The 22,699-nt window shown below is 33.5% G+C and carries 19 protein-coding genes and 1 tRNA gene; 10 read left to right on the top strand and 10 right to left on the bottom strand.

Annotated features, from left to right (window positions below; genetic code table 11):
- Positions 1 to 13 precede the first annotated feature (13 nt).
- A complete protein-coding gene (locus KF816_02355; protein ID MBX3006847.1) occupies positions 14 to 505 on the bottom strand; it encodes a fasciclin domain-containing protein in 492 nt (163 codons plus the stop codon).
- Positions 506 to 864: 359 nt separating this feature from the next.
- Between KF816_02355 and KF816_02350 the strand changes: the two genes are divergently transcribed.
- The 5 genes from KF816_02350 to KF816_02330 all read left to right on the top strand — a co-directional run bounded on the left by KF816_02350 (position 865) and on the right by KF816_02330 (position 4,941).
- The gene (locus KF816_02350; GenBank protein MBX3006846.1) at positions 865 to 2,211 is read left to right on the top strand and encodes a deoxyribodipyrimidine photo-lyase; all 1,347 of its coding nucleotides are present in this window, start codon (positions 865 to 867) and stop codon (positions 2,209 to 2,211) included.
- 73 nt (positions 2,212 to 2,284) lie between these two features.
- On the top strand, positions 2,285 to 2,662 hold the full coding sequence (locus tag KF816_02345; protein ID MBX3006845.1) for a DUF1801 domain-containing protein: 378 nt from the start codon (positions 2,285 to 2,287) through the stop codon (positions 2,660 to 2,662).
- A complete protein-coding gene (locus KF816_02340; GenBank protein MBX3006844.1) occupies positions 2,659 to 3,126 on the top strand; it encodes a DinB family protein in 468 nt (155 codons plus the stop codon). The genes KF816_02345 and KF816_02340 overlap by 4 nt, the downstream gene beginning before the upstream one ends.
- 86 nt (positions 3,127 to 3,212) lie before the next feature.
- A complete protein-coding gene (locus KF816_02335) occupies positions 3,213 to 4,112 on the top strand; it encodes an SdiA-regulated domain-containing protein (protein MBX3006843.1) in 900 nt (299 codons plus the stop codon).
- Between the two features lie 46 nt (positions 4,113 to 4,158).
- Positions 4,159 to 4,941 (top strand): aminoglycoside 6-adenylyltransferase, encoded by a 783-nt coding sequence (locus KF816_02330; GenBank protein MBX3006842.1) that lies wholly within the window; start codon positions 4,159 to 4,161, stop codon positions 4,939 to 4,941.
- 16 nt (positions 4,942 to 4,957) lie between these two features.
- Here the strand turns inward: KF816_02330 and KF816_02325 are convergent, their stop codons facing one another.
- Complete coding sequence (locus KF816_02325; protein ID MBX3006841.1) at positions 4,958 to 5,470, bottom strand: TlpA family protein disulfide reductase; 513 nt, start codon at positions 5,468 to 5,470, stop codon at positions 4,958 to 4,960.
- Positions 5,470 to 6,039 (bottom strand): thioredoxin family protein, encoded by a 570-nt coding sequence (locus tag KF816_02320; GenBank protein MBX3006840.1) that lies wholly within the window; start codon positions 6,037 to 6,039, stop codon positions 5,470 to 5,472. Before KF816_02320 ends, KF816_02325 begins: the two co-directional genes overlap by 1 nt.
- A gap of 82 nt (positions 6,040 to 6,121) precedes the next feature.
- Here KF816_02320 and KF816_02315 point away from each other — a divergent pair, with 82 nt between their 5' ends.
- Complete coding sequence (locus KF816_02315) at positions 6,122 to 7,588, top strand: PQQ-dependent sugar dehydrogenase (protein MBX3006839.1); 1,467 nt, start codon at positions 6,122 to 6,124, stop codon at positions 7,586 to 7,588.
- Here the strand turns inward: KF816_02315 and KF816_02310 are convergent.
- Positions 7,577 to 8,536, bottom strand: a complete 960-nt coding sequence (locus tag KF816_02310) for a YpdA family putative bacillithiol disulfide reductase (GenBank protein MBX3006838.1) — start codon at positions 8,534 to 8,536, stop codon at positions 7,577 to 7,579. The genes KF816_02315 and KF816_02310 overlap by 12 nt on opposite strands.
- Positions 8,537 to 8,592: 56 nt before the next feature.
- Between KF816_02310 and KF816_02305 the strand changes: the two genes are divergently transcribed.
- Positions 8,593 to 9,105 (top strand): hypothetical protein, encoded by a 513-nt coding sequence (locus KF816_02305; protein ID MBX3006837.1) that lies wholly within the window; start codon positions 8,593 to 8,595, stop codon positions 9,103 to 9,105.
- Between the two features lie 27 nt (positions 9,106 to 9,132).
- On the opposite strand, the gene KF816_02300 is transcribed toward KF816_02305, so the two are convergent.
- On the bottom strand, positions 9,133 to 9,414 hold the full coding sequence (locus KF816_02300) for an HU family DNA-binding protein (GenBank protein ID MBX3006836.1): 282 nt from the start codon (positions 9,412 to 9,414) through the stop codon (positions 9,133 to 9,135).
- Positions 9,415 to 9,630: 216 nt separating this feature from the next.
- Here KF816_02300 and KF816_02295 point away from each other — a divergent pair, with 216 nt between their 5' ends.
- Together KF816_02295 and KF816_02290 are read left to right on the top strand one after the other, a co-directional pair.
- Positions 9,631 to 11,610: a TonB-dependent receptor plug domain-containing protein gene (locus KF816_02295; protein MBX3006835.1), complete on the top strand. Its 1,980-nt coding sequence runs from the start codon at positions 9,631 to 9,633 to the stop codon at positions 11,608 to 11,610.
- 51 nt (positions 11,611 to 11,661) lie between these two features.
- Entirely contained in the window at positions 11,662 to 14,589 is a 2,928-nt protein-coding gene (locus KF816_02290) for a T9SS type A sorting domain-containing protein (protein ID MBX3006834.1), read from the top strand.
- Here the strand turns inward: KF816_02290 and KF816_02285 are convergent, their stop codons facing one another.
- Entirely contained in the window at positions 14,590 to 15,339 is a 750-nt protein-coding gene (locus KF816_02285) for an RNA methyltransferase (GenBank protein ID MBX3006833.1), read from the bottom strand.
- A gap of 93 nt (positions 15,340 to 15,432) precedes the next feature.
- On the opposite strand from KF816_02285, the gene KF816_02280 reads away from it, so the two are divergent.
- Positions 15,433 to 15,505: transfer RNA gene (locus KF816_02280), tRNA-Thr, on the top strand.
- Positions 15,506 to 15,805: 300 nt separating this feature from the next.
- Here KF816_02280 and KF816_02275 read toward each other — a convergent pair.
- Genes KF816_02275 through KF816_02260 form a run of 4 tightly spaced genes read right to left on the bottom strand, consistent with a single transcriptional unit; the run spans position 15,806 to position 22,697 of the window.
- Positions 15,806 to 15,976, bottom strand: a complete 171-nt coding sequence (locus tag KF816_02275; GenBank protein ID MBX3006832.1) for a hypothetical protein — start codon at positions 15,974 to 15,976, stop codon at positions 15,806 to 15,808.
- 15 nt (positions 15,977 to 15,991) lie between these two features.
- A complete protein-coding gene (locus KF816_02270; GenBank protein MBX3006831.1) occupies positions 15,992 to 17,815 on the bottom strand; it encodes an AAA family ATPase in 1,824 nt (607 codons plus the stop codon).
- A complete protein-coding gene (locus tag KF816_02265; protein ID MBX3006830.1) occupies positions 17,812 to 21,882 on the bottom strand; it encodes a hypothetical protein in 4,071 nt (1,356 codons plus the stop codon). The genes KF816_02270 and KF816_02265 overlap by 4 nt, the downstream gene beginning before the upstream one ends.
- Positions 21,879 to 22,697, bottom strand: a complete 819-nt coding sequence (locus tag KF816_02260) for a KilA-N domain-containing protein (GenBank protein MBX3006829.1) — start codon at positions 22,695 to 22,697, stop codon at positions 21,879 to 21,881. The genes KF816_02265 and KF816_02260 overlap by 4 nt, the downstream gene beginning before the upstream one ends.
- Between the last annotated feature and the right edge of the window lie 2 nt (positions 22,698 to 22,699).

Here is a 22,699-nt window from a genome sequence, read left to right as displayed (position 1 = left end):
CCCCTCTTTAAGATTAGTAGGATTTCTTTTTGTCTTCTTTTGGAATCAGAACGGTATCAATAATGTGAATTACACCATTTGAAGCTTCAACATCAGCAGTTGTAACAACAGATTTATTGATGTACACTTTTCCATCTTTTACTTTTATCATTACATCTTTGCCACCAGCGGTTTTAGCTTTATCAAGCTTCACAACATCCTTGGAGGAAACATTTCCACTTACAACATGATATAGAAGAACATTTTTTAGTGCTTCTTTATCTTTTAACAATCCTTCAAGTGTTCCCTTTGGGAGTTTTGCGAATGCTTCATCTGTAGGGGCGAATACTGTAAATGGGCCTTTTCCTTTCAATGTTTCTACTAGACCTGCTTCAGTTATTGCAGTCGTTAAAGTCTTGAAACTTCCTGCTTCTACTGCAACGGTAACAATGTCCTTATTCTGAGCCGATACAGTTACAGCCAACAAGAACACAAACAACATTGAGGAGATCAATCTATTTTTCATTTTACTTCCTTTCTTTTATTGTGATTTGAAAAACGTAACAGGGCTCCACCTTTTAGAGTTCCCATTCAGCTTTTTATTGTCGAGAATAACACTTATTTATAATAGAACTTATTCATCAGGCTGTTGGTTTCTAAAATAGAACGGATAGTCGTATTCAGTTTAGTTAATTGATTCTGAGTAATTCGTGATGAGATAAACATAATTGTACTTTTTCATTTTATAGATTTTTTGAAGAATAAATGAACTATGTTTGAGGTGTTAGCGAAGTTATAGTTTTATCCATCAGATACTAATTAAATAGTGCAAATTTATATTTACAAAAACAGCAGTAATGTTATGAACAATTTAGATAAGATTATATGATTATGAATCCAAAAAGAATTTCAATTCTAGCTGATTATCCAATAAAATTAGGACCGGTAGTGTACTGGATGCAACGTGATCAGCGTGTAAATGATAATTGGGCATTGATTTATGCACAGCAACAAGCGTTAGAAAATAACTCACCACTTATTGTTGTTTTTAACTTAGTACCAGATTTTTTAGATGCGACAATCAGGCAATACGATTTTATGATTCGAGGATTAAAGGAAGTTGAAAAAACTTTATTAAAGTATAATATTCCCTTTATTTTACTTGCTGGAAAACCCACTGAAACAATTCCAAGATTTATTAATGAGAATAAAACAAGTTTATTGGTAACTGATTTTAATCCATTAAAAATAGTACGAGCTTGGAAAAAAGATATAGTTTCAAAAATCAACCTTCCTTTTCATGAAGTGGATGCTCACAATATTGTTCCCTTGCATCAAGTGTCGGATAAGCAGGAATTTGCGGCATATACTATCCGTCCCAAAATTCAAAAGCTTCTTCCCGATTATTTGGATGAGTTTCCTTCACTAATAAAGATGAAAAACAAAATTGACGCACCGACAACAGACTGGGACAGTCTGTATAAATCATTAAAAATAAATTTCGATGTTAAAACAATTGATTGGCTGAAACCAGGTGAAGAAGCCGCTAACAAATTATTGCATCATTTCATTAATAATAAGTTTATTAAATATGGTACTGATAGAAACTTCCCAACTGAGGACGCTCAATCAAATCTATCCCCCTATTTTCATTTTGGGCAGATTGCACCTCAAAGAGTTGCACTAACAATTCAGCCATTAACTGAATATGTAGAATCTCACGAATCATTTTTAGAAGAAATGATTATTAGAAGAGAATTAGCAGATAACTTTTGCTACTTTAATGATAATTATGATTCATTTGATGGATTTCATAAATGGGCGCAAGATTCACTAAATCTCCACCGAAAAGATAAACGAGATTACACATATACATTAGAACATTTTGAGAATGCAAAAACTCATGATGAACTCTGGAATGCCGCCCAATTAGAAATGGTTAATAAAGGGAAGATGCACGGTTACATGAGAATGTACTGGGCAAAAAAAATACTCGAGTGGACACGTACGCCTGAAGAAGCACTGCAGATTGCTATTTATTTAAATGATAAATATGAATTGGATGGAAGAGATCCAAATGGTTACACCGGGATCGCATGGTCAATTGGAGGAGTGCACGACCGCCCATGGTTTGAGCGCCCTGTTTATGGAAAAATACGATATATGAATTACAATGGTTGTGCAAAAAAATTTGATGTAAAAAAGTATATTGCGGTAAACATTATAATATAATTTGTTCAATAGATCATCCAATTATTATCTACCAAAGGATTATTATTTACTAAAATAATTAATTTGGGAAAGAATGATAAAAATTAAACCTCGAAATATTGATGAATTTATTTCAAATTATCCTCAAGATATTCAGCTGCTCTTGGAAAAAATGCGTTCAACAATTAAAGAAGCCGCGCCAGGTGTCCAGGAAAAAATTAGCTACGGCATCCCAACTTTTATACTGAATGGTAATTTAGTACACTTTGCCCCGTATAAAAATCATATTGGATTTTATCCTTCTCCATCAGGTATTCAGGCATTTCAAAAGGAACTTACTCGTTATAAGAGTTCAAAAGGGGCAATTCAGTTTCCAATTGATGAACCCCTTCCTCTCAAGTTGATAAGTAGGATCGTAAAATTTAGAGTCAAAGAAAATTTGGGGAAAACAAAAAGGAAAGGGAATTTATGAATATTCTTAAATCTATAAATATGTTGATTGTTGAGAGAAACTTAATTTTACAAGCCGTTGATAATCTAACCGATGAACAATTGTTTCAGATTCCGGAAAGCAGGAAGAACAATATTTTGTGGAATCTTGGGCATATAATTGCCACACAACAGGTTCTTCATTACACGCTTTCTCATCTAGAAATGAGAATACCGCGCGAATATTTTTCAATGTTTGCGACCGGTTCTTCCCCAATAAAATGGGATGAGGCACCGGACGTTCAAAAAATTAAATTGTATTTGACTGAACTGCCTTCTCAATTTATAACAGATTACACCAGTGGGCTTTTTAAAGATTTTCGAACATATAAAACCTCAACCGGAGTTGTACTTAATTGTCTCGAGGATGCAATAACCTTTAATCATTTTCATGAAGGAGTTCACACCGGAATAATTATGGAAATGATCAAGCAAATCAAAACCTAGTTTATTGGGCTGTTTATATTCTTATTGATTTGGATTTTTATGTGAGAATGCCTTAATTAGATTACTGATAATAAATCGTTCAAACTATGTCGAAAAGAATATTTTTTACTGTCGTTGTAATCTTAACTCTTTTTATATGCGGGTTTAACATCTTGCATAATGATAAAGCGGCTGAATACAATTTCAACAAGCCAAGTATAGCCCACACACTTCCGGCAATTTTGCATGAAGTCTCCGGAATCACTTATCTCAATTCGAATTCAATTGCTTGTGTACAGGATGAGAAAGGGATAGTTTTTATGTATGATTTTGTGCAAGGAAGAATTATAAGAGAATTTTCATTTGGTGAGGATGGGGATTATGAAGGGATTACAAAAGTCGGCAATAAACTTTATGTACTAAGAAGTGACGGTACCTTGTTTGAAATTTCAGAATATGAGTCTAGTAATTATAAAGTAAAGTCCTACACCACCGGCATTCCTGCTGAGGATAATGAAGGTTTATGTTACGATCAACTAAACAACCGACTTTTGATTGCCTGCAAAAGTAAAATAGGTAAGGGTTCCGAGTACAAAGATAAAAGAGCGATTTATAGCTTTGATTTGAAAACAAAGAAACTGAGTAAGTCCCCGGTTTTCAACTTTGATTTAAATATCATCTATAGATTTATGGAAGAGAATGCCATTACGGTTCCAACAAAATCAAAAAAGAAGAGTGGTAAAATAGAATCAAGTTTGAAATTTCGAACATCGGCAATTGCCATTCATCCAATTTCAAAAAAGTTATACTTGCTATCTGCTGCTGATTATTTACTTTTTATATTCAATATGAATGGAAGTGTAGAGCAAATCGAGAAGTTGAATCCGGTTAGATTTAATAAAGCCGAGGGAATTACATTTCTTGAGAATGGAGATATGCTGATATCTAATGAAGGTGAAAGTGCCGATCCGACATTATTACTATTTAATAATAAGAATAATAATTAATCGAATGAGCTGTTCAATTTAGAATCTCATTTAATCAGGTGACTTGATGATTCAAACTAAGTTCGCGGATAAAGTAAAGAGAATTTTGGAGAAAGATAATTCTGTAATTGGATTAGCTGCTGCCGGTTCTTGGATCACAAAAGAACTAGATGAATTTTCAGACCTTGACTTAATATTAGTTACAAAAGAAAAAATCTCTACCAATAAATCAAAAATGCTTGAGTATGCAAATAGGTTTGGTACGCTTCTTACCGGATTTACAGGTGAGCATGTGGGGGAACCTCGATTATTAATTTGCCTTTATGACGATCCTCTCCTTCATGTAGATATTAAGTTTTTAATAATTGAGGAATTTCACTCGCGTATTGAGACTCCCATAATTTTACTTGATAATGAATCTCAATTACTAAATGCAATTTCAAAATCTGAAGCAAAATTTCCATATCCAGATTACCAGTGGATTGAGGATCGATTTTGGATTTGGGTTCATTATGCATTATTAAAAATTGGACGCGGTGAATATTTCGAAGCTTTCGATTTTTTTAGCTTTTTGCGTATGACTGTCTTGGGTCCATTGCTTCACATAAATAATCAAAACCTGCCTCGAGGAGTAAGAAAAGTAGAAACACAACTCAAAGAGGAGGATTTTTCCGACTTAAAAATGACACTCCCCTCATATGAAAGGCAATCGCTTCTAAATTGTCTGCGCAGTTCAGTTACACTATACAGAAAGTTACGCTCCAAACTTTTTCCGGAGAATATTGTTTTTCAAAACCGAACCGAAGAAAAGGTAATGCACTATTTTGATGAAATTGAAAAGTTAGATTAACAAAGAAATAAAATGATTATTTTTTTCGTACCAGGCTAATTTGTTTTACAAATTCATCATAACTTTTTTTCCCTTCAAAGAAAGCTACTTTTTTTCCCTTTTCATCATAAATAACTGTTGCCGGTATTGCTCCAATCCAGCTTGTGTCAATCGCATTTATTAAATGCTCATCTTTTTCAAATCCATTTACATAGTTTTTAAAGCTTACGTTTTGCTTTTTCAAAAAGGGAATAATTTTGGAATTAATCTCTTCCGGATAATCCATACTAATTCCTACAACTTCAAGATTTTTGCTTTTAAAGTTATCAGATAGTTTAACCAAATCGGGGAATTCTTCTCTGCACGGAGCACACCAGGTAGCCCATAAATTTAAGAGCAGAAACTTTCCGTTCCGCTCTTTTATTAGTTTTTCAAGTTTGATCTTGTCAATTGTTTCTACTTTTAATTGGTTCTGTTGGGAGTAATTATTACTACTTGTGAAGAGAATTATAATTAAAAGTAATACAATGGAATAAGAAATGTTCTTCATTAATCTACCCTTTTAATTGTACAGCCGAATGCTTTTGTTTTCGTTGAAGCTACTGATTTACCATCAATAATTTCATTCAACGCAGTTTCTAAATCCTTTACCTCTACTTTATCTGCCTTTCTATTATCATCTATTCTTCCATGATAAAGAATTTCATATTTATTGTTGAGAACAAATATTTCAGGAGTTACTGAGGCTTTAAATTTATCAGCGATGATATTTTTGTGATCTTTCAAAACCGGAAAACCAAATTTATTTTCGGCTGAGTGTTTCGAGATTTCTTCAACATTCTCCTGTTTGTTAGAGTTAATCCCAACAAACGCTATTCCTTTTTCTTTATAATTATTATAGATTTTTGCCATTCTTTCATTATAATCATTAGAAACCGGGCACTGAGTTGATACGAACATTACAACAATCGCTTTTGAATCCGTAAAATCTTTTAAAGAATATTCTTTACCATCATAATTCTTAAGTGTAAAATTATCTATTTTCTGAGGAGAGTTTGCGTAGTTATATACAAACGAAGTAATCAAAATTGCAATTATTAAAAAATATTTATTTTTCATTTGCTGCCTTTCTTTTATTGTGAATTACATTTTGATGAACAAATCTTAATCGATATTTGTTTCATAAATAAAAGGATTTTAAATGAAGACAATCATAGCTCTTTTAGCAGGATTAGCTTTTTTTGGATGCGGCAAAATTAATTCGCAAGTAAAAACTCAGTTAGCATTCCCAAATTTATCATTTGAAAATCCTGTAGATATTCAAAATTCCGGTGATGGCTCAAACAGATTATTTGTCGTGTCACAGCCCGGCACCATTCATGTTTTTGAGAATTTCTCAAATGTTAGCCAGTCAAAAGTTTTTCTTGATATTCGAAGTAAAGTGCTATTTGGAGGCGAGCAGGGATTATTGGGACTAGCTTTTCATCCCAATTATAAACAGAATGGTTATTTCTACATTAACTATACTACCTCCAATCCGAGACGCACAGTTATTTCTAGATATAAAGTAAGCGCTGATAATCCTGATCTTGCAGATAAAAACAGCGAACTCATTCTCCTGGAAATTGATCAACCCTATTCCAATCATAATGGTGGACAAACTTCATTCGGTCCTGATGGATATCTTTATATTTCATTAGGAGATGGAGGTTCAGGAGGTGATCCACAAAATTATGCACAAAATCCAAATTCGCTTTTGGGAAAGATATTGAGAATTGATGTTGACAAAAATGAAGATGGAAAAAATTATTCAATTCCAGCCGATAATCCTTTTATAAATTCTCCAGGATTCCGAAAGGAAATTTATGCTTATGGCTTACGAAATGTTTGGAAGTTTAGTTTTGATTCTCAAACAAATAGATTGTGGGGAGCAGATGTTGGGCAGAATTTAATTGAGGAAATTAATCTGATTGAAAAGGGGGGTAATTATGGCTGGAGATGTTTTGAAGGTACAAGAAGTTATAATTTATCTAATTGCTCATCGGTTAATGATATTAAACCTATCCATGAGTACTTCCATAATTCCGATGGAGGCTACTCAATTACAGGCGGATATGTTTATAGAGGCAGCCAGGTTTCAGAATTAATTGGGAAATATATTTATGCTGATTTTGTTAGTTCGAACATTTGGGAACTACAATATGAAAATGGTAAGGTTACAAATAAATTGATCGCTAAAAGTGATTACGCCGTTTCAACATTTGGTGTTGATGAAAAGAATGAGCTCTATTTTGCCAATTACAATAATGGTAGAATTTATAAATTTGTCGGCACGCCCACATCAAAAGTCGGTTCAAATAATATCCCTACTGATTTTAAACTATATCAAAATTATCCGAATCCCTTTAATCCCAAAACGACAATTAGCTACCAGCTTTTAGAAACGAGTCATGTAAAACTAAAAGTGTTTGATACAATGGGTAAAGTGGTAGCTACACTTGTAAATGAGGTTCAGCATCCGGGGATATACAAGGTAAAATTTGCATCGCAAAATATTTCGGATTCTGATTTTCTTAAGAATCTAATATCGCAATCATCCGGAGTATATTTATATCGTTTGATGGCGGGAAATTTTACTGAAACTAAAAAGATGATTTTAATTAAATGAATCTTTAATGTGTTTAATTACCGATATTGCGTGAGATCTTGAATTTTCAATGAACCATTTCCCCGTTTCCATTCCTCCACAAACCACACCAGCTAAGTAAATTCCTTTAATATTTGTTTCATAAGTATGTTCATCGCAAAATGGAATTTTTGAACTGGAGGAAAGATCAATTCCAATTGATTGCAAAAAATCAAAATCGGGGTGATATCCGGTCAATGCAAGTACGAAATCGTTATCAATTTCCGATTCCCCCTTCTCAGTTTTAATTGTAATTGATCTCTGTTTTATTTCAATAATCTCGGAATTGAAATATGCTTTAATGCTTCCCTCTTTAATTCTGTTTTCGATGTCGGGGCGCACCCAATATTTTACACCATCATCAAGATCATTCTTTTTAATCACCATTGTAACATTCGCCCCCTTTCTATAAGTCTCCAACGCGGCATCAACGGCCGAGTTTCCCCCGCCGATAATTGCTACATCTTTAAAGGAATATTGGTGCGCGTCTTCAAAGTAATGATTAACCTTTTCTAAATTTTCACCGGGTATATTTAATAGATTTGGATAATCGTAAAATCCAATTGCCATAATAATTTTTTCAGCTTTATAAGTTGATTTACTAGTATGAACTACAAAATGATTGTTCTCCTTAGCTATCCCAGTTACCTTTTCATAAGTGTTTATTGAAAGATTCCATTCATGAGCGACTCTACGATAATATTCGAGTGCCTCGCTCCTTGTTGGTTTAACACCATGAGAGATGAAGGGAATCTCCCCGATTTCCAGCCGGTCAGAAGTTGAAAAGAACGTCATATTAACCGGATAATTATAAATTGAATTTACCAAACACCCCTTCTCAACAATCAAATAGGAGATGTTCGATTTGACCGCTTCAATTCCGCAAGCCAAGCCGATTGGTCCAGCACCTATAATTATTACATTATACATAAAATTCTTTAATAAAATTAATTGTAAATTTAGCGCCAAAAATAAACGAGATATTGATGGAAGTCTACAAATATTCTTTTTTTGCGAAAATTATTTACCGCTATGGCAACCTTATTGCAACCCCTATTTTAAGTATTCATTTTATTTCTTCTGTAATTGGGTTTTCGGAGCATTGGTATTATGCTTTATTTGCGGCAATAAATCTCGCTGTTATAATAGTTCTAAACAATTACTTTATTTCAACCTATAAAACCTTTCCATTTAAAATTACTGCTGATGATAAAAAGTTGGTATGTTCAAACTATTTTTTTTCAAAGAAGGAAATCACAATTTATTATGATAAAATCGATAAAATTGAAGGGGGATTTTTCAGCGGATCTCCAACAAAACCTATAAAAGTAGTCGATAGCCAATCGGGGCTGAGTTTCAACTTTTACTCACACGTTGGATCATTCAATAAGCTTCTAACAAAAATTCTTCAGCATGTACCCCAAGATGTATACAACCAGGTTTTAGCTAACATAAAAACCAGAGTGATATCGAATAAAACAAAAAAGCCCGTTAAATAACGGGCTTTTTCTTTATGGCAACAGAAATTATTTTTTGCCTAAGATTGCATCCTTAGCAGCTTTTGCAATTCTAAATTTCACTACTTTTTTAGCAGGAATTTTAATTGCTTCGCCAGTTGCGGGGTTTCTGCCTTTTCTAGCTTTTCTTTGAACTAATACAAGTTTGCCCAATCCAGGAATTACAAAAGATTTTTTAGCTTCTTTGTAAGATAACTGAATAAAATCATCAAGAAATTGAGCAGTGGCTTTTTTGGTTAAGCCCGATTTTTTTACCATGTAATTAAGGATTTCGCTTTTTGTCATTGCCATGACTAATGCCCCTTATATTTTAGTGATTGAATTTCAAGTCAAAAATAGCATTTTTTTATTGTAAAACAAATAGTTAGTGTCTTTTTTGTTTAACAATTGATTTAGATTACAGACCCCGTATCAGGCAATAGGTTAAGGAAAATATGGCTCCTTTAATGTTTTTGATGCCACTTTCTTTTCAATTATTTTAGTGATGACATTTAAATATAGAAGTAAATGAAATATTCATTCTTGAAATATGGACTTTTGATATTGCTACTTTTTACTCAACAGGCAAAAAGTTTTTCAATTATTAATTTGCCCGACACAACTGTTGTTGATACAAGTAAATTAGTTCTACAAGATTCATTGCATGTACAGCATGATTTTGTTGATATTATTTTATTAAAAGAGTCGCTCAATAAAACAGATTATAGAAATTTTTCAGATTATTTTTTGAATGCGCCATTTGGTTATGTTAAAGATTTTGGAATGCTCGGTCAACAAAACAATTTTTCTCTATTTGGAAGCGGCGTAAATAATGTGGGGGTATTAATAGATGGCATTTCATTTAACAGTCCAACTCAAAATAATTTTGATTCATTCCTTTTCTCAACCGAAAACTTTAATAGGTTAGAAGTTTACTCTCTCGCTAAAGGATTTGTCTTTAACTCCCACAATAATTCCGTATCTATAAATATTGTACCGGAACAAAGGGCTAATAATTTTGCTTATTCGAGATTGCGTTATTATCAAGCCCCGCTGGGTGAATCGAACATTAATGCTATTTTCTCAATCAATCCTTTTAAAAAATTAAATGTGGAATTTGAGATTTCAAATTTTAGCGCGGATTACAGATATAAGAGTAGTGAGTTTGGAAGCTGGGGCGTGAATGGAAAATTATCGTATGCCTTAAATGCAGCACATTCATTATCGGCATCAATAAGACATTTCAAATCAAAAACCCAGCTTAATGGTGGCGTTGATTATGATTCTATTTTAGTAAACTATGAATCTCAGTTCGCTGATGATATTCTCTACTCCCGCTTTCAAGCACCGGTTATGTTTGATAATCGCTACCAAAAATCAACCGATAATTATTATGATGTGAAATTAAATTCCAATTTCAGTAATAATTGGAATTCACAATTAACTTTTTATTACCGCAGTTCACTACTTGAATTCCGGCAGAATGAAAGAGCTGCATCTAATGAATTACTGTTCGATAATAGCGAAAAGGTTTTCGGAATTAATATTTTACAGAGGATAAATTCTGGGTTGATTTCAGCCCAATTAATTTCTTCTTTCGAATATGATGAGTACAATTTACAAGCCCATTCTTTAAAAAGTAATCAAACTCTATTTTCTTTAGGAGCTTTAGTTAGGTTTAATTTTATTGAAGACTACTTTACGCCGGAAATATCCGCAAAATATTTATCACTGAGAAATAAGTGGTTTAAAGCTTACGGAATTAGCAATGAAATAAAGCTTAATGCTAATGTTAAATTCTATGCCGGAGCGTCAATAATCGATAAGCCATTTTCTTTATTAGAGGAAGCTTTATCTATTTCATCAGTTGACGAGCTAAATCAAATCTCTAGCAACGTAGAAGGTTCCTTAAGATTTTCAAATGATATTTTTACAATTAACGGTGGTGTATTTTATCAATCATTTGAAAATTGGTTAATGCCATTTATTCGTGTAACTAACAAAAAGTACTATGCCGGTGGTTATGAAAATTATTCCGATATCACTCTTCAAGGGGCATCGCTAAAGTTTGAAGTTCATTATTGGAAATTTTTGTTCAGCTGCGGTACATCTTTTTACTCTAATAGTAGCGAATATTTTCAACTACCCCAATTTAATTCAAGTGGCGGTATTTACTATGTAGATACTCTATTCAACACAAATCTTAAACTAAAGGCTGGCATAAATTATAATTTATTTGGAGAAAGATCATTTTCATTGACCGATATTACCTCAGGTATTTCATCATCAAGAATTGTTAATGCAGAGGGTAATTTGGGTGCTATTAATTATTCAATGCTTCCAACTGATTATCAATTTGATTTGTTCATCGCTGCCAATATTCAAAATTCAGCAACTATATATATAACTTTCGAAAATCTACTCGACCGTAACTATTATATTGTTCCCTATTTTCCGAAACAGCCGCGTGGTCTTCGTATTGGAGTGGCTTGGGAATTCCTTGATTAACATACAATTACTTTCCTAACTTTCAAGTAATATTAAAACTTTAGAGGCATCATGAGGAATTTTCTTCTATTTATTTCATTATTCTGGTTCTCAGAACTATCCGCTCAAACAGTAATTACTACCACTCCAAAATTCCCGACACAAACAGATAAAATTACAATTACGTTTAATGTAAAAAACTCGACTCACCAAAATAAAATTGCCGGCTACACGGGGGATGTTTATGCGCATACCGGGGTTACAACCAAAATTGGATCGGGGTCACCCAACCGTTGGCAAAATGTAATTGGAAGCTGGGGCAATAATACAATTCAGCCAAAATTAACCCGGCTTGCTACTGATACTTATGAACTAGTTATTGATAACCCAAGAAACTTCTACAATGTTACAAACTCATTAGCTGATATTACGGAATTATGTATTGTTCTTAGAAGTGCGGATAATGGTTCTAAACAGACTGAGGATTTATTTATTCCATTATTTAAAGGGGGAATTAGCGTTGTAGTCAAATCTCCAACAGTTTCAACTAATTATGGTGACCCTCTCCGTTCTCCGGTTTTTGCTAAACCGAATGAAATAATTAATATTGAGGCAATTGCCGCTGAGGTTGAGACTACAACTTTATGGATGAAATTATTTGTAAATGGGATTGAGAAAGTTTCCGCAACTGCAAGTACAATTCAATATCAATTCAACAGTTTAGAATATTCTTCAGGTAAAAATGAAATTAAAATTGTTGCTCAAGATGTTCAGGGAAGAAAAGATTCTTCAACATTTATAGTATTTCAAAATCCACCGGTACAAAATATCGCTCCGCCACCGGGGACAGTTCAAGGGATTAATTATCCCAGAAGTTCAACACAAGCTGTTTTTGCACTCTTCGCCCCACACAAGGAGTTTGTTTATCTGCTCGGCGATTTTAACGATTGGAAAGTTGATGAAAATTATTTCATGAAAAGATATGAGTTCAAACCAGACAGCGTATTCTTCTGGATTGAAATGCCAATGCTGCTTGTTGATCCCGCCGATTATGGCTACCGTTATCAATTTTTAATTGATGGTGAGTTAAGAATAGCTGATCCATATTCAGAAATGATTCTTGATCCATGGAATGATGGTGAGATTAACAGCTCCAGATTTCCGGGACTCCCCTCTTATCCGGGCGGGAAAACATCAAATATCGTTTCATATATTTATCCAGAAAAAGCTCCTTATAATTGGAGAGTTACAGACTTTCAAAAACCGCCAAAGGAAAAATTAATTATTTACGAATTACTGGTTCGTGATTTTACCGCAGCAAGAACTTTCAAATCGATTAAAGATTCAATTGGATATTTAAAACGCCTAGGTGTAAACGCTGTTGAATTAATGCCTGTATCTGAGTTTGAAGGAAATAACAGTTGGGGATATAATTCATCATTTTATTTTGCAGTAGATAAATACTACGGTACACGCGAAGCACTGAAAGAGTTAATTGATGAACTGCACGCAAATGGAATTGCAGTAATACTCGATATGGTGCTTAATCATTCATATGGACTGAGCCCAATGGTGCAAATGTATTGGGATAATAACACGGGACGACCCGCGGCTAATAATCCTTGGTTGAATCAAGTTTCTCCTAATTCAGTTTTTTCTTGGGGGTACGATTTTAATCATGAAAGTAAAAACACCAAATATTTTGTTGATAGAGTTAATTCGTTTTGGTTAACCGAATTTAAGTTTGACGGATTCCGCTTCGATTTTACCAAAGGATTTACAAATAGAACCGGTGATGGAAGCAGTTACGACGCATCAAGAATTGCTATATTAAAAAGAATGGCTGATCATATTTGGAGTGTTGATCCAGAAGCTTACATAATATTAGAACATTTTGCCCCCGATACCGAGGAAAGAGAATTAACAAATCATGGAATGATGGTTTGGGGAAACTTAAATTATAATTACAATGAAGCAACGATGGGTTGGGTGAACACTTCAAACTTTGGCAGAATTTCATATAAATCACGCGGATTCACAAATCCCAATTTAGTTGGGTATATGGAGAGTCATGATGAAGAACGCTTGATGTATAAAAATTTGCAATTTGGTAATGCTTCCGGCAATTACAGCATAAAAAATTTAAATACTGCATTGGAGAGAATTGAGCAAGCTGCGGCATTTTTTATTACTGTTCCAGGCCCTAAAATGATTTGGCAGTTCGGTGAACTTGGCTACGATTATTCTATCAATTACCCTTCTAATATTAGCAATGACAGACTTACCCCGAAACCGCCAAGATGGGATTACTTAAATATTCCCGAAAGAAAAAAATTATTTAATGTGTATGCCGCGCTAACCCGGTTAAAAAAAGCATATCCCGTTTTCTCAACTTCTGATTTCAATTCCAGCTTTGATGGCGCACAAAAAAGACTTCGATTGAATCATCCCGGCAATAATGTTGCGCTTATCGGCAACTTTGGAGTTACGGCTAATTCAATTGCCCCAGGTTTTCAAAATACAGGAATGTGGTATGAGTTTTTCTCCGGTGATAGCATAAATGTTACAGATGCGGGAATGTTGATTTCTCTCCAACCCGGTGAATACCGTCTTTACTCAACACAAAAATTTGCCTCATTTAATACAATTACTGATGTGAGAGAAGAAAGAGAATTGCCGAATCAATTTACTCTTTATCAAAATTATCCTAATCCTTTTAATCCCGAGACAATTATTCGCTATCAGATACCTGATGCCACTAATGTGAGTTTAAAAGTTTATGATATTCTGGGACGTGAAGTTGCCATTTTAGTTAACGAGTTGCAGCAATCTGGAACATATGATGTAAAATTTTCGCTGAAGGATATTCAGCGAAACTCTTCACTCAATACTTCCACCGGTCTTTCGCGGGCAAGCTCTACACTTTCTTCCTCCGTTTATTTTTACCGGTTACAAGCAGGTAATTTTTCTGAAGTGAAAAAAATGATATTGATGAAGTAACTACTTCGTAAATTCTGAAAGCAGAACAGCCGAAGCGCTTGCTACATTCAGCGATTCGGCTTTTCCTTTTTTAGGGATTGTTATTTTACAGTTTGATAATTCTAATATTTTACTGCTGGGACCGTTGGCTTCATTTGCTAAAACTAAAACAATATTTTTTCTTTCTTCAAATTTATAAAGGTTATTACCTGTAAGGTCGGCACACAAAATTAAATACTCTTTACTTTTAAGAATTTCAATATTTTTATAAAAATTCTTCTGCACGAAGTTAATATGAAAAACCGACCCCGCCGAAGCCCTAATTGTTTTTGGATTATAAATATCAGCAGTGTCTTCACTTAAATAAATTGTATTGATCCCAAACCAATCGCAATTTCTGATTATTGTACCAAGATTGCCCGGATCATTAATATTTTCCAGCGCTACAATTATCTTATCGAAATAAACTGGCTTTTCATCTATTGGGAAATTAAATACTGCAATAATTCCTTGTGGTGTTTTAGTATCACTAATTTTTTCAATTTCTTTTTCTGAAATAATTTGATGAGGTAAGTTCCAGTTTTTTAGTTTAATGAGTAAATCAACATTTTTTTCGGCGAAATGATGGGATACAGCAACCAATTCACACACAAAGTTTGAAAGAACTGCCTCCTCAATAATTTTTATTCCCTCAACTATAAACTTCTTTTCAGAATTCCTAATTTTCTTTTCATTTAAAGAAGAGTAGTATTTCAGTTCATTTTTCGTCATTAATAAGAGTTATTAGTTTATGATAAAATAATAAAAAGATGTCTGTTTTGTTGCGTGGAAAAGTAAATTATATTAGATTTGTGCCTCGAAAATGCTGGCGTAGCTCAGCTGGTAGAGCAGCTGACTTGTAATCAGCAGGTCGCGGGTTCGAGTCCCATCGCCAGCTCAAAAACCCCGAATATCGCAAGAATTCGGGGTTTTGCTTTTTAAAGAATGTCTCCAAAAACCAAAATTAACCCAAATCAACCCCATTTTACCCCTAATAATCGCATTGACTACTACAAAACTACTACAAAACTATTACAAAAATGATGGCAGAAAACTCATAAAATTATCGAAGTAATTTGATTCATTTGGTTTTTGAAAAGCCAGACTTTGTAGTGAAGTCCCCCAAAATTAGACTTAGAGGATTGTTGAATCGAAGAAGTGGTTAGAAAATGACAGAGGAGATTTGAAAAGAGTTCAGTCAAGAATTGGTTCTTGACTGCCAAGCAAATAAATCAAATATTTGGATAGGATACTGAAATGAAGACATCACAAATGGAGGCAACCATTCTTCAAGATATTTTTCAAATATTTCAAGTTTAGCTTCTGTCCCTTCATCAAAAGGCTTATCAAAAATGTCGATTGACGGCATAATTATCCCCTATTTTTAGAATATCATGAGATCAAGTAATTTCTTTTTGTTCGAAACCTTTATGTTTTTATAAAAATCCATAAGGTAAACGGGTGCACAATAATTTCGTTCAACCCATATTTGATAAAATGCAGAATAAATTGAATCGAAATGTTGTTCAATACCATTCTCAATTATTGTACATGTAACATTTGAAAGACGTATTGGTTTAGTATCCTCTTGGATGATTTGTAAATTTTCTTTTAAAATTATTTGATAGATATGCATCCGCGATGTGACGTTATCTTTACAACCCATTTTTAGCAGTTTTACTGAACTGTCTTTTACAGAGACTATAACCTTTGTTTTAATTTTTATCAAATTCTCGACAAGCTTGATACCATCTTCAATTTCTTTTCTGTAGTGTGGAGTTTCTATGTCATCATGTGATAGTGGATTAAATACTATTTTTTTATATGTAATAAAATGAACAAATGAATTTGGATTAATATTATTCGATGACAAATAATTCTCGAAATTGCGAATCAGTTCATCCAACTTCTGGATTTTGCCTATTTCACCAGTTTGATAATTGGCTTTAAGCTTTTGGTTTTGAGGAAGAATTCTTCTTAATTCCCTTTCACAAGCTTTACGTAAGTAATTAGCCGCTGCCGGATAATCTTTCTTGTTGAAATACCCTTTTGCTCTTGGATAATAGTCTTCAGAAGGATCAATAAAAACTGGAGAATCCGGGATTAATGGATCTTCGTTCCCATCAATAAATATTTCCATACATTTTATTGGACACCTTTCGGTATTAAACCAAGTTCTTGCCAACTCAAACCATTGACGATCGTATGTTGATATGAATATTTGATAATGTTTTTCAATGAATTCTTTCTTTAGCAATTTTAATAATGGTATTCTGTTGTTGGTATCAAGTCCAATGAAAACATCATCTAAAAAAAGGGGTCTGATTTCGAACGATGGGTCAATCGGGAATTTGCTTATGGATGCTAAATAAAGACAAGAAGCTAATGCAGATAATCTTGCTTCGTTAAGGAAATGCTGATATGAAGATATTTCTTCACCAGCATATTTAATTTCTAAAAATACACCTCTGTTGATTTCCCAAGTTTTTTTATCGAAAGCGATATTAGAAACCTTTACCCCAATTTCGAGTTTCTTATCGAAATATTCTGCAATAAATCTCTTGAACTCAACAAACACATTCGTTAAAAGAGCATTTAATTCCACCTCAAATTCCGGAAGATAAGATTTTGCAGTTTTACAGATGGACTTCCTTCCATCATAATTCTTTTTCTGTAGTGGCGTTTTAATTAATTTCCACTGTCTTAAAAGCTCATCCTCCGTGGATCCAAAGTCAGAAATTCTTTTTATTTTATGGTCGGCAAGAAGATCTTCAACTAATAAATCGAATAGATTTGGATTTTGTCCGGCAGCAGATTCTATAAAATATGTTCTTAATAAACCTTTATAATCAAGAAATCCTTTTACTTTATTGGCCAATAATAGTTCTGGAATATTCCGATGAGTTGAATCAGTATCTGGTTCGGCATATTTATATCTGGTTATATTTGGCGGATTTGATGAATCAGTGATTTCAACTTCGATAGTTCCAGAGTTATTACCTCCTTGCTGCTCGAAGCGGTTAAGCGTTAATTTTTCTGCGGGTTTATCTGAGGATGTGAAAAAATCTTTAAGTGCATTATAAACAGAAGATTTACCACTGCCATTTTCTCCATAAATTAAAAGATGGTTTCCGAAAGGAATTTTTATTGTTTCTTTTTTGGTAAATGCCCGGTAGTTTTCAATAGAAAGTTTTGTAATCCACTTCATTGTTTACCTTCTATTATCCTCACTTCTTCAACCGTATCCATCTTGAACATAGCAATGCTTACCGGGTGGTTTGGATTGCTAAGGTCTTTATAAATTTTATCAATAGTCTTTAATTTCTTTTCATCCGACCATTCTCCCTCCTTCGCTGAAGCTCCGGCGGGCAAGTCTTTTAACTCCGGCAAATCTGTTAAGTGTTTTAATACTTCACAACCAGCGGCTTTTATTTCTTCTGGAAAATATAATTCGTATACGATAGCATCTAACAATCTTTCAAAGAATAAAGAATCGGAATTATTCCTTTTCTTACAGATAATACATTCAACGAGAAATAGAATTAACGATCTTACTTTTGTATTACGAGGCACTCTAAATTTCAACAAATGAATAATTTTTGTTTCTACAAAAGTTGAGCCTAATCTCGGAGCGGCAAATGTTCTGATGAAATATTGAGCAACTTTTGAGATGATGAAAGGAAGGATTAATTTCAATTCGGCTTCTTCATTCAGCTCATAGTCTTTAAATTGCATTGAAAAAAAATTATTTGAAGCATAGGTCGAATCATCATAAAATGCTTTGAATGGGTTACCCGTTCTTGTTAAATATATCTTCGGTAGCTTAAATATTCTTTCGTCTCTTAAAGAAGCGTAAAATCCTTTCTTTTTATCTATTAACTCTTCACGATAATCGACATACCAACCGGAAGTCGAACTATAATAATTTTCTATTATATCTCCCGCACTTCCACCATAATACAAAGGATGTGTATTCTTATTTTTTTTATTTCTAATGAATAATCGATCTCTACAATTACCAGAATGAATTCCTTCATGACATTGCATAAAATCAGAAACCAAATCTAGTTTTTTTATTGAAGTAAGTATTTTAAAATCATTTTTTTGGACTATTAAGTTATATGCAAAATTAAATTCTGGAAGAATAATTTTCTCTTTCTTGGATGTGAATCTAAATTCCTTGATGCTATTATCTTCTCTAATATACCTGGTAAGAGTATAATTAAGATCAGAAGTTTTATTAGTTAGTAAATTTACTACGCAAACATCATGATCCACATATACGAATGTTTTGTATTCATTTGGAACACCACTGTTTTCATACCATAAAATTTCTGAAACATGGTCTTTAATAAGTTTTCTGGTTTTCTCATAATCCTTGATAAGAATACTATCAGGTAAAACAAATGAAATGGCGCTTTTATAGTTTTTGAAGGCCCAACCTAAAAAATAAGCAAAAGAATTTGGGGTAGAAGAATCAATTTCCGGATAAGTTATTTTAAAAAGTTCTTTTTCTGATGGTTGAAGTTCAGCACCCCATGGTGGATTCCCAATCACTATATCGAATCCTTTTGTTAACCCAAACATCCACTCAGAATCGAAAAACTCTGCAAATGTATTGTGGTTATAAGGATCCCAATTTGCAATTTTATCGGCTGTTGCTTCAACTGCAGAATTATTATCTATCTGAGAAGTTAACTTCTCAATAAGTTTTTCCGATGATTTAATAATCTTGGAATATTTTTCCTTTTGTTCTTTTACATATCCTTCAGATTTCCCCGATTTTTCGAGTTCTTGAATACTCTTTTTGCCGGAGTTAATTTTGATTTGTTCACGTTTAATATCTTCAGTAACACCGGTACAGAAATGCTCATATTCTTTTTTAATTATTCCGCCAATCTGCTTTCTTAGCCGTTCATCTTCTTTTCTTAATTCAACTTTCTTTTTATAATTCCTCGCGTTAAAATGTTTGTGTCGGACAATAGATAATTCTTTCTCCTTCTCCTCAACTTGTTTATTACGGAAATTGAATCCTTCAGGTTTTTCAATACTAATCAAAGTATTAGCCGCAACAATTTTAGTTTCTAGGTTTGGCAAGGGTTTTATGTTATAATTTTTATCCGGCTTGGTCCAGTCAACTTTTTGTTCAATAAGCAAGGAGATAAAGAACCTAAGCTTTGCTATCTGTACAGCAATGGGCTGTATATCCACACCGAAAAGGCAGTTTTCAATCAGGTAAATTTTCCTTCCGTAATCCGGGTAGTTAATATTGGTATCAAAGGTTTCGTTAATTTCTTTAAGTAATTCTTCCCTTTCTGTGTTGGCATCAATATTAAATACTTCTTCTGTTTCGGCAACAGCTTTTTTACGTTGAAGTTCTTTCCATTTTACATTTTCGGGATCGAGTTTATGGAGGATATGAACCAGTTTGTGGAGAACTCCCATAGGAAAAGCCCCGGAACCGCAAGCGGGATCGAGGATTTTGCAGTTGTCAATTGCTTCTATTAACACATCAGATTCTTGCTGAGTGAAAACATGCTGATCTTCTGAATAAGAAATAAGCTTTCGTAATTCCGATTCAAGTTCATTCTCTTTGTCAGTCCAACGGTTTGTAGAAAGTTCCTCCTCAATTTTTAACTGACCGGTTCTGGATTTATTTCCAAATATATCAGTCTGATCTATACCGACTTGCAGAAAAGAGGTTTTGCTTTCCATCATTTTGGTTTTTAAGTACGCAATTATGCTTTCATCCACCATGTAGTTAACAATTTCGCGGGGAGTGTAGAAAGAACCGGTTTGTTTGCGGGCTGTGGTCTGGGTTTCGGGGTTATAACTTGCTAATAGATTTTCGAAAACCTTTCCGAGCAATTCGGGATCGAGAGCTACTTCCTCTTCTATCGGAGTATTTTCTGTAATAGTAAACTTATAGCTGTTTAGAATTTCCAGAAGTCCGCGAACTTTATAGCGTTTGTTTTTTGTGCCATAAATCTTATTTAGGTCAACTTCCTTTTCTTTTTCAAGGAAAAAAAGTTCATCCGGCACTTTAATAATATTATCAGGGCGGTCGCTAAAGCCGTCAATTCGAATTGTGCCATTAATATCGTCAAGGCACTCAAAAAGTCCTCCATTTAAGAAAGGAATAGGGTCGAAATATGTTTTGAGAGTATCATCCGGATTTATAAATTCTTTTTTGTATCTAAACACATTATGAACAAAGTAATGTGGATTTCTACTTGACTTGGTTTCGACCTTAAATTTTCTAGTACCCATTTCAGTATTTAGAGTTGCAAAGAAAAGATTTTGGAGAATGGCTTTGTAATAGGCACTCTTATTCGAATCAGAAAATTTCAGAAGTTTCTCAACTTCCTTTTTAACAAATAATTTATAAGGTACTAAGTTTTTTTCTTTTAAGAACCAGACGAATATCAAGCGGGTAATTAAACGAATAACATTGGTAGCATTGCGAACGTCTTTTTTCTTCTCAACATCATCCGGCCAGACTGTTTTATCGGCAGCCCAAAAATACCAGTTCGATAGTTCTTTGAAGAATTTTGAGTTCAGCTCTTTAATATCAAGAGTTTTTTGCCAGGCATTGTGAAGATCAACAAAATTTTTAAATTGGTATTGATCATAAAGTTTATCGAAAGAAAGATCGTAAAGGATTTCTATGTGGGCACGGTGAATAGTTTCGACCTCGCCCTTGTGCTCTTCAAACTTAGCTGAAGGGATTAATATATCTTTAATAAGAGTTACTTTTTCTAAAACATCTTTTGAAGTGTCCCTTTTGTGCAGGCGGCGGTTAATAATTGAAAGTGTTAAAAAGTTATTATACTTAAACAGAATCATTACCGGCATTGGAAAGAGTTTGTTTACTTCACGAGTAATATCTGCAAGTTTACCACGAGTATAAGAATCACCTTTCAGCTCGATAACAAAAAAGAGATATGTTTCAATTACGGCTTGGGTCTCACCTTTTGTAATTACTTGTTTGGTATCGAAAAGTGATGTTTGTTTTAGAACTTCATCTTTGGTTAACTGGAAAAGCAAATTGACGTTACTCCATTCGCTAACCAAAGCTTTGTCTTCGTTGAATTTAGAATCATCAAGAACAAAGTAATTTTTAAAAGATTGATATGATGGAATATCAAGAGGGCTTTGTCGCTCGGTATTATAGCCAAGAGTATTAAAAAAATTTAAGGCATTAAGTGTAATGTCATTCTTAGAAAAATTTTTAATTGATTCAGCAATTAAAAGTTTAGTGTCTTCGGGTTTCATTTATTCAGCTTTTTAATTTGTGCGCTATTGATTAAGGATTTCATCTGATTAATAGCTATTCCGTTCAACTGGATTAATCTTTCGCTTTGAGTAAGGCCATTATTAATTAAAACCGCGTTAATGCTTTCAAGATTAGAAAGCACAATAAGTTGTTCTAGAGTAGCGAAATCGCGGAGGTTGCCTTCTATGTTAGGGTTTTTATCACGCCAATCCTTAGAGGTAAGGCCAAAAAGAGCCATGTTAAGGATATCTGCTTCTGAAGCATAAATAAAGTTAATTTGATGTTTGGAAACCTTTGTTGGAATAAGATTTTCTTTGATAGCATCTGTGTGAATTTTATAATTTACTTTAGCAAGAGTACGTTGAAAATTCCAATCAAGAGATTTAGCGTCAGATTCTTCAGTTTTAAGACGTTGAAATTCTTTTAGGAGATAAATTTTAAATTCTGCGCTGATCCATGAAGCGAATTCGAATGCTATATCTTGATGAGCAAAGGTTCCTCCATATCTGCCTGATTTAGAAATAATTCCTATAGAATTAGTTCTTTCAATCCATTTTGAAGGAGTCAAAGAAAAGCTATTAAGACCGGCTTGATTTCTAAACCCATCGAATTCGATGGAATTAAAGTTTGGATTATGCAGGGTTTCCCAAAGTCCGATAAATTCGATGGTATTACGGTTTCGCAGCCAATTTTGAATGATATAATCAGTTCTTTCGGGATCCCTCGATTTTGCGATATCAGTTAAAGAAATAAATTCAGCACTACTACCAGCAAATAATTGAATTTCGAAGCCTTTAACTAATATTTTCTTAATAG

This window comes from Melioribacteraceae bacterium (assembly GCA_019638015.1).
Lineage (GTDB): Bacteria > Bacteroidota > Ignavibacteria > Ignavibacteriales > Melioribacteraceae > JAHBUP01.
This window is presented reverse-complemented; position numbering and strand designations above follow the sequence as displayed.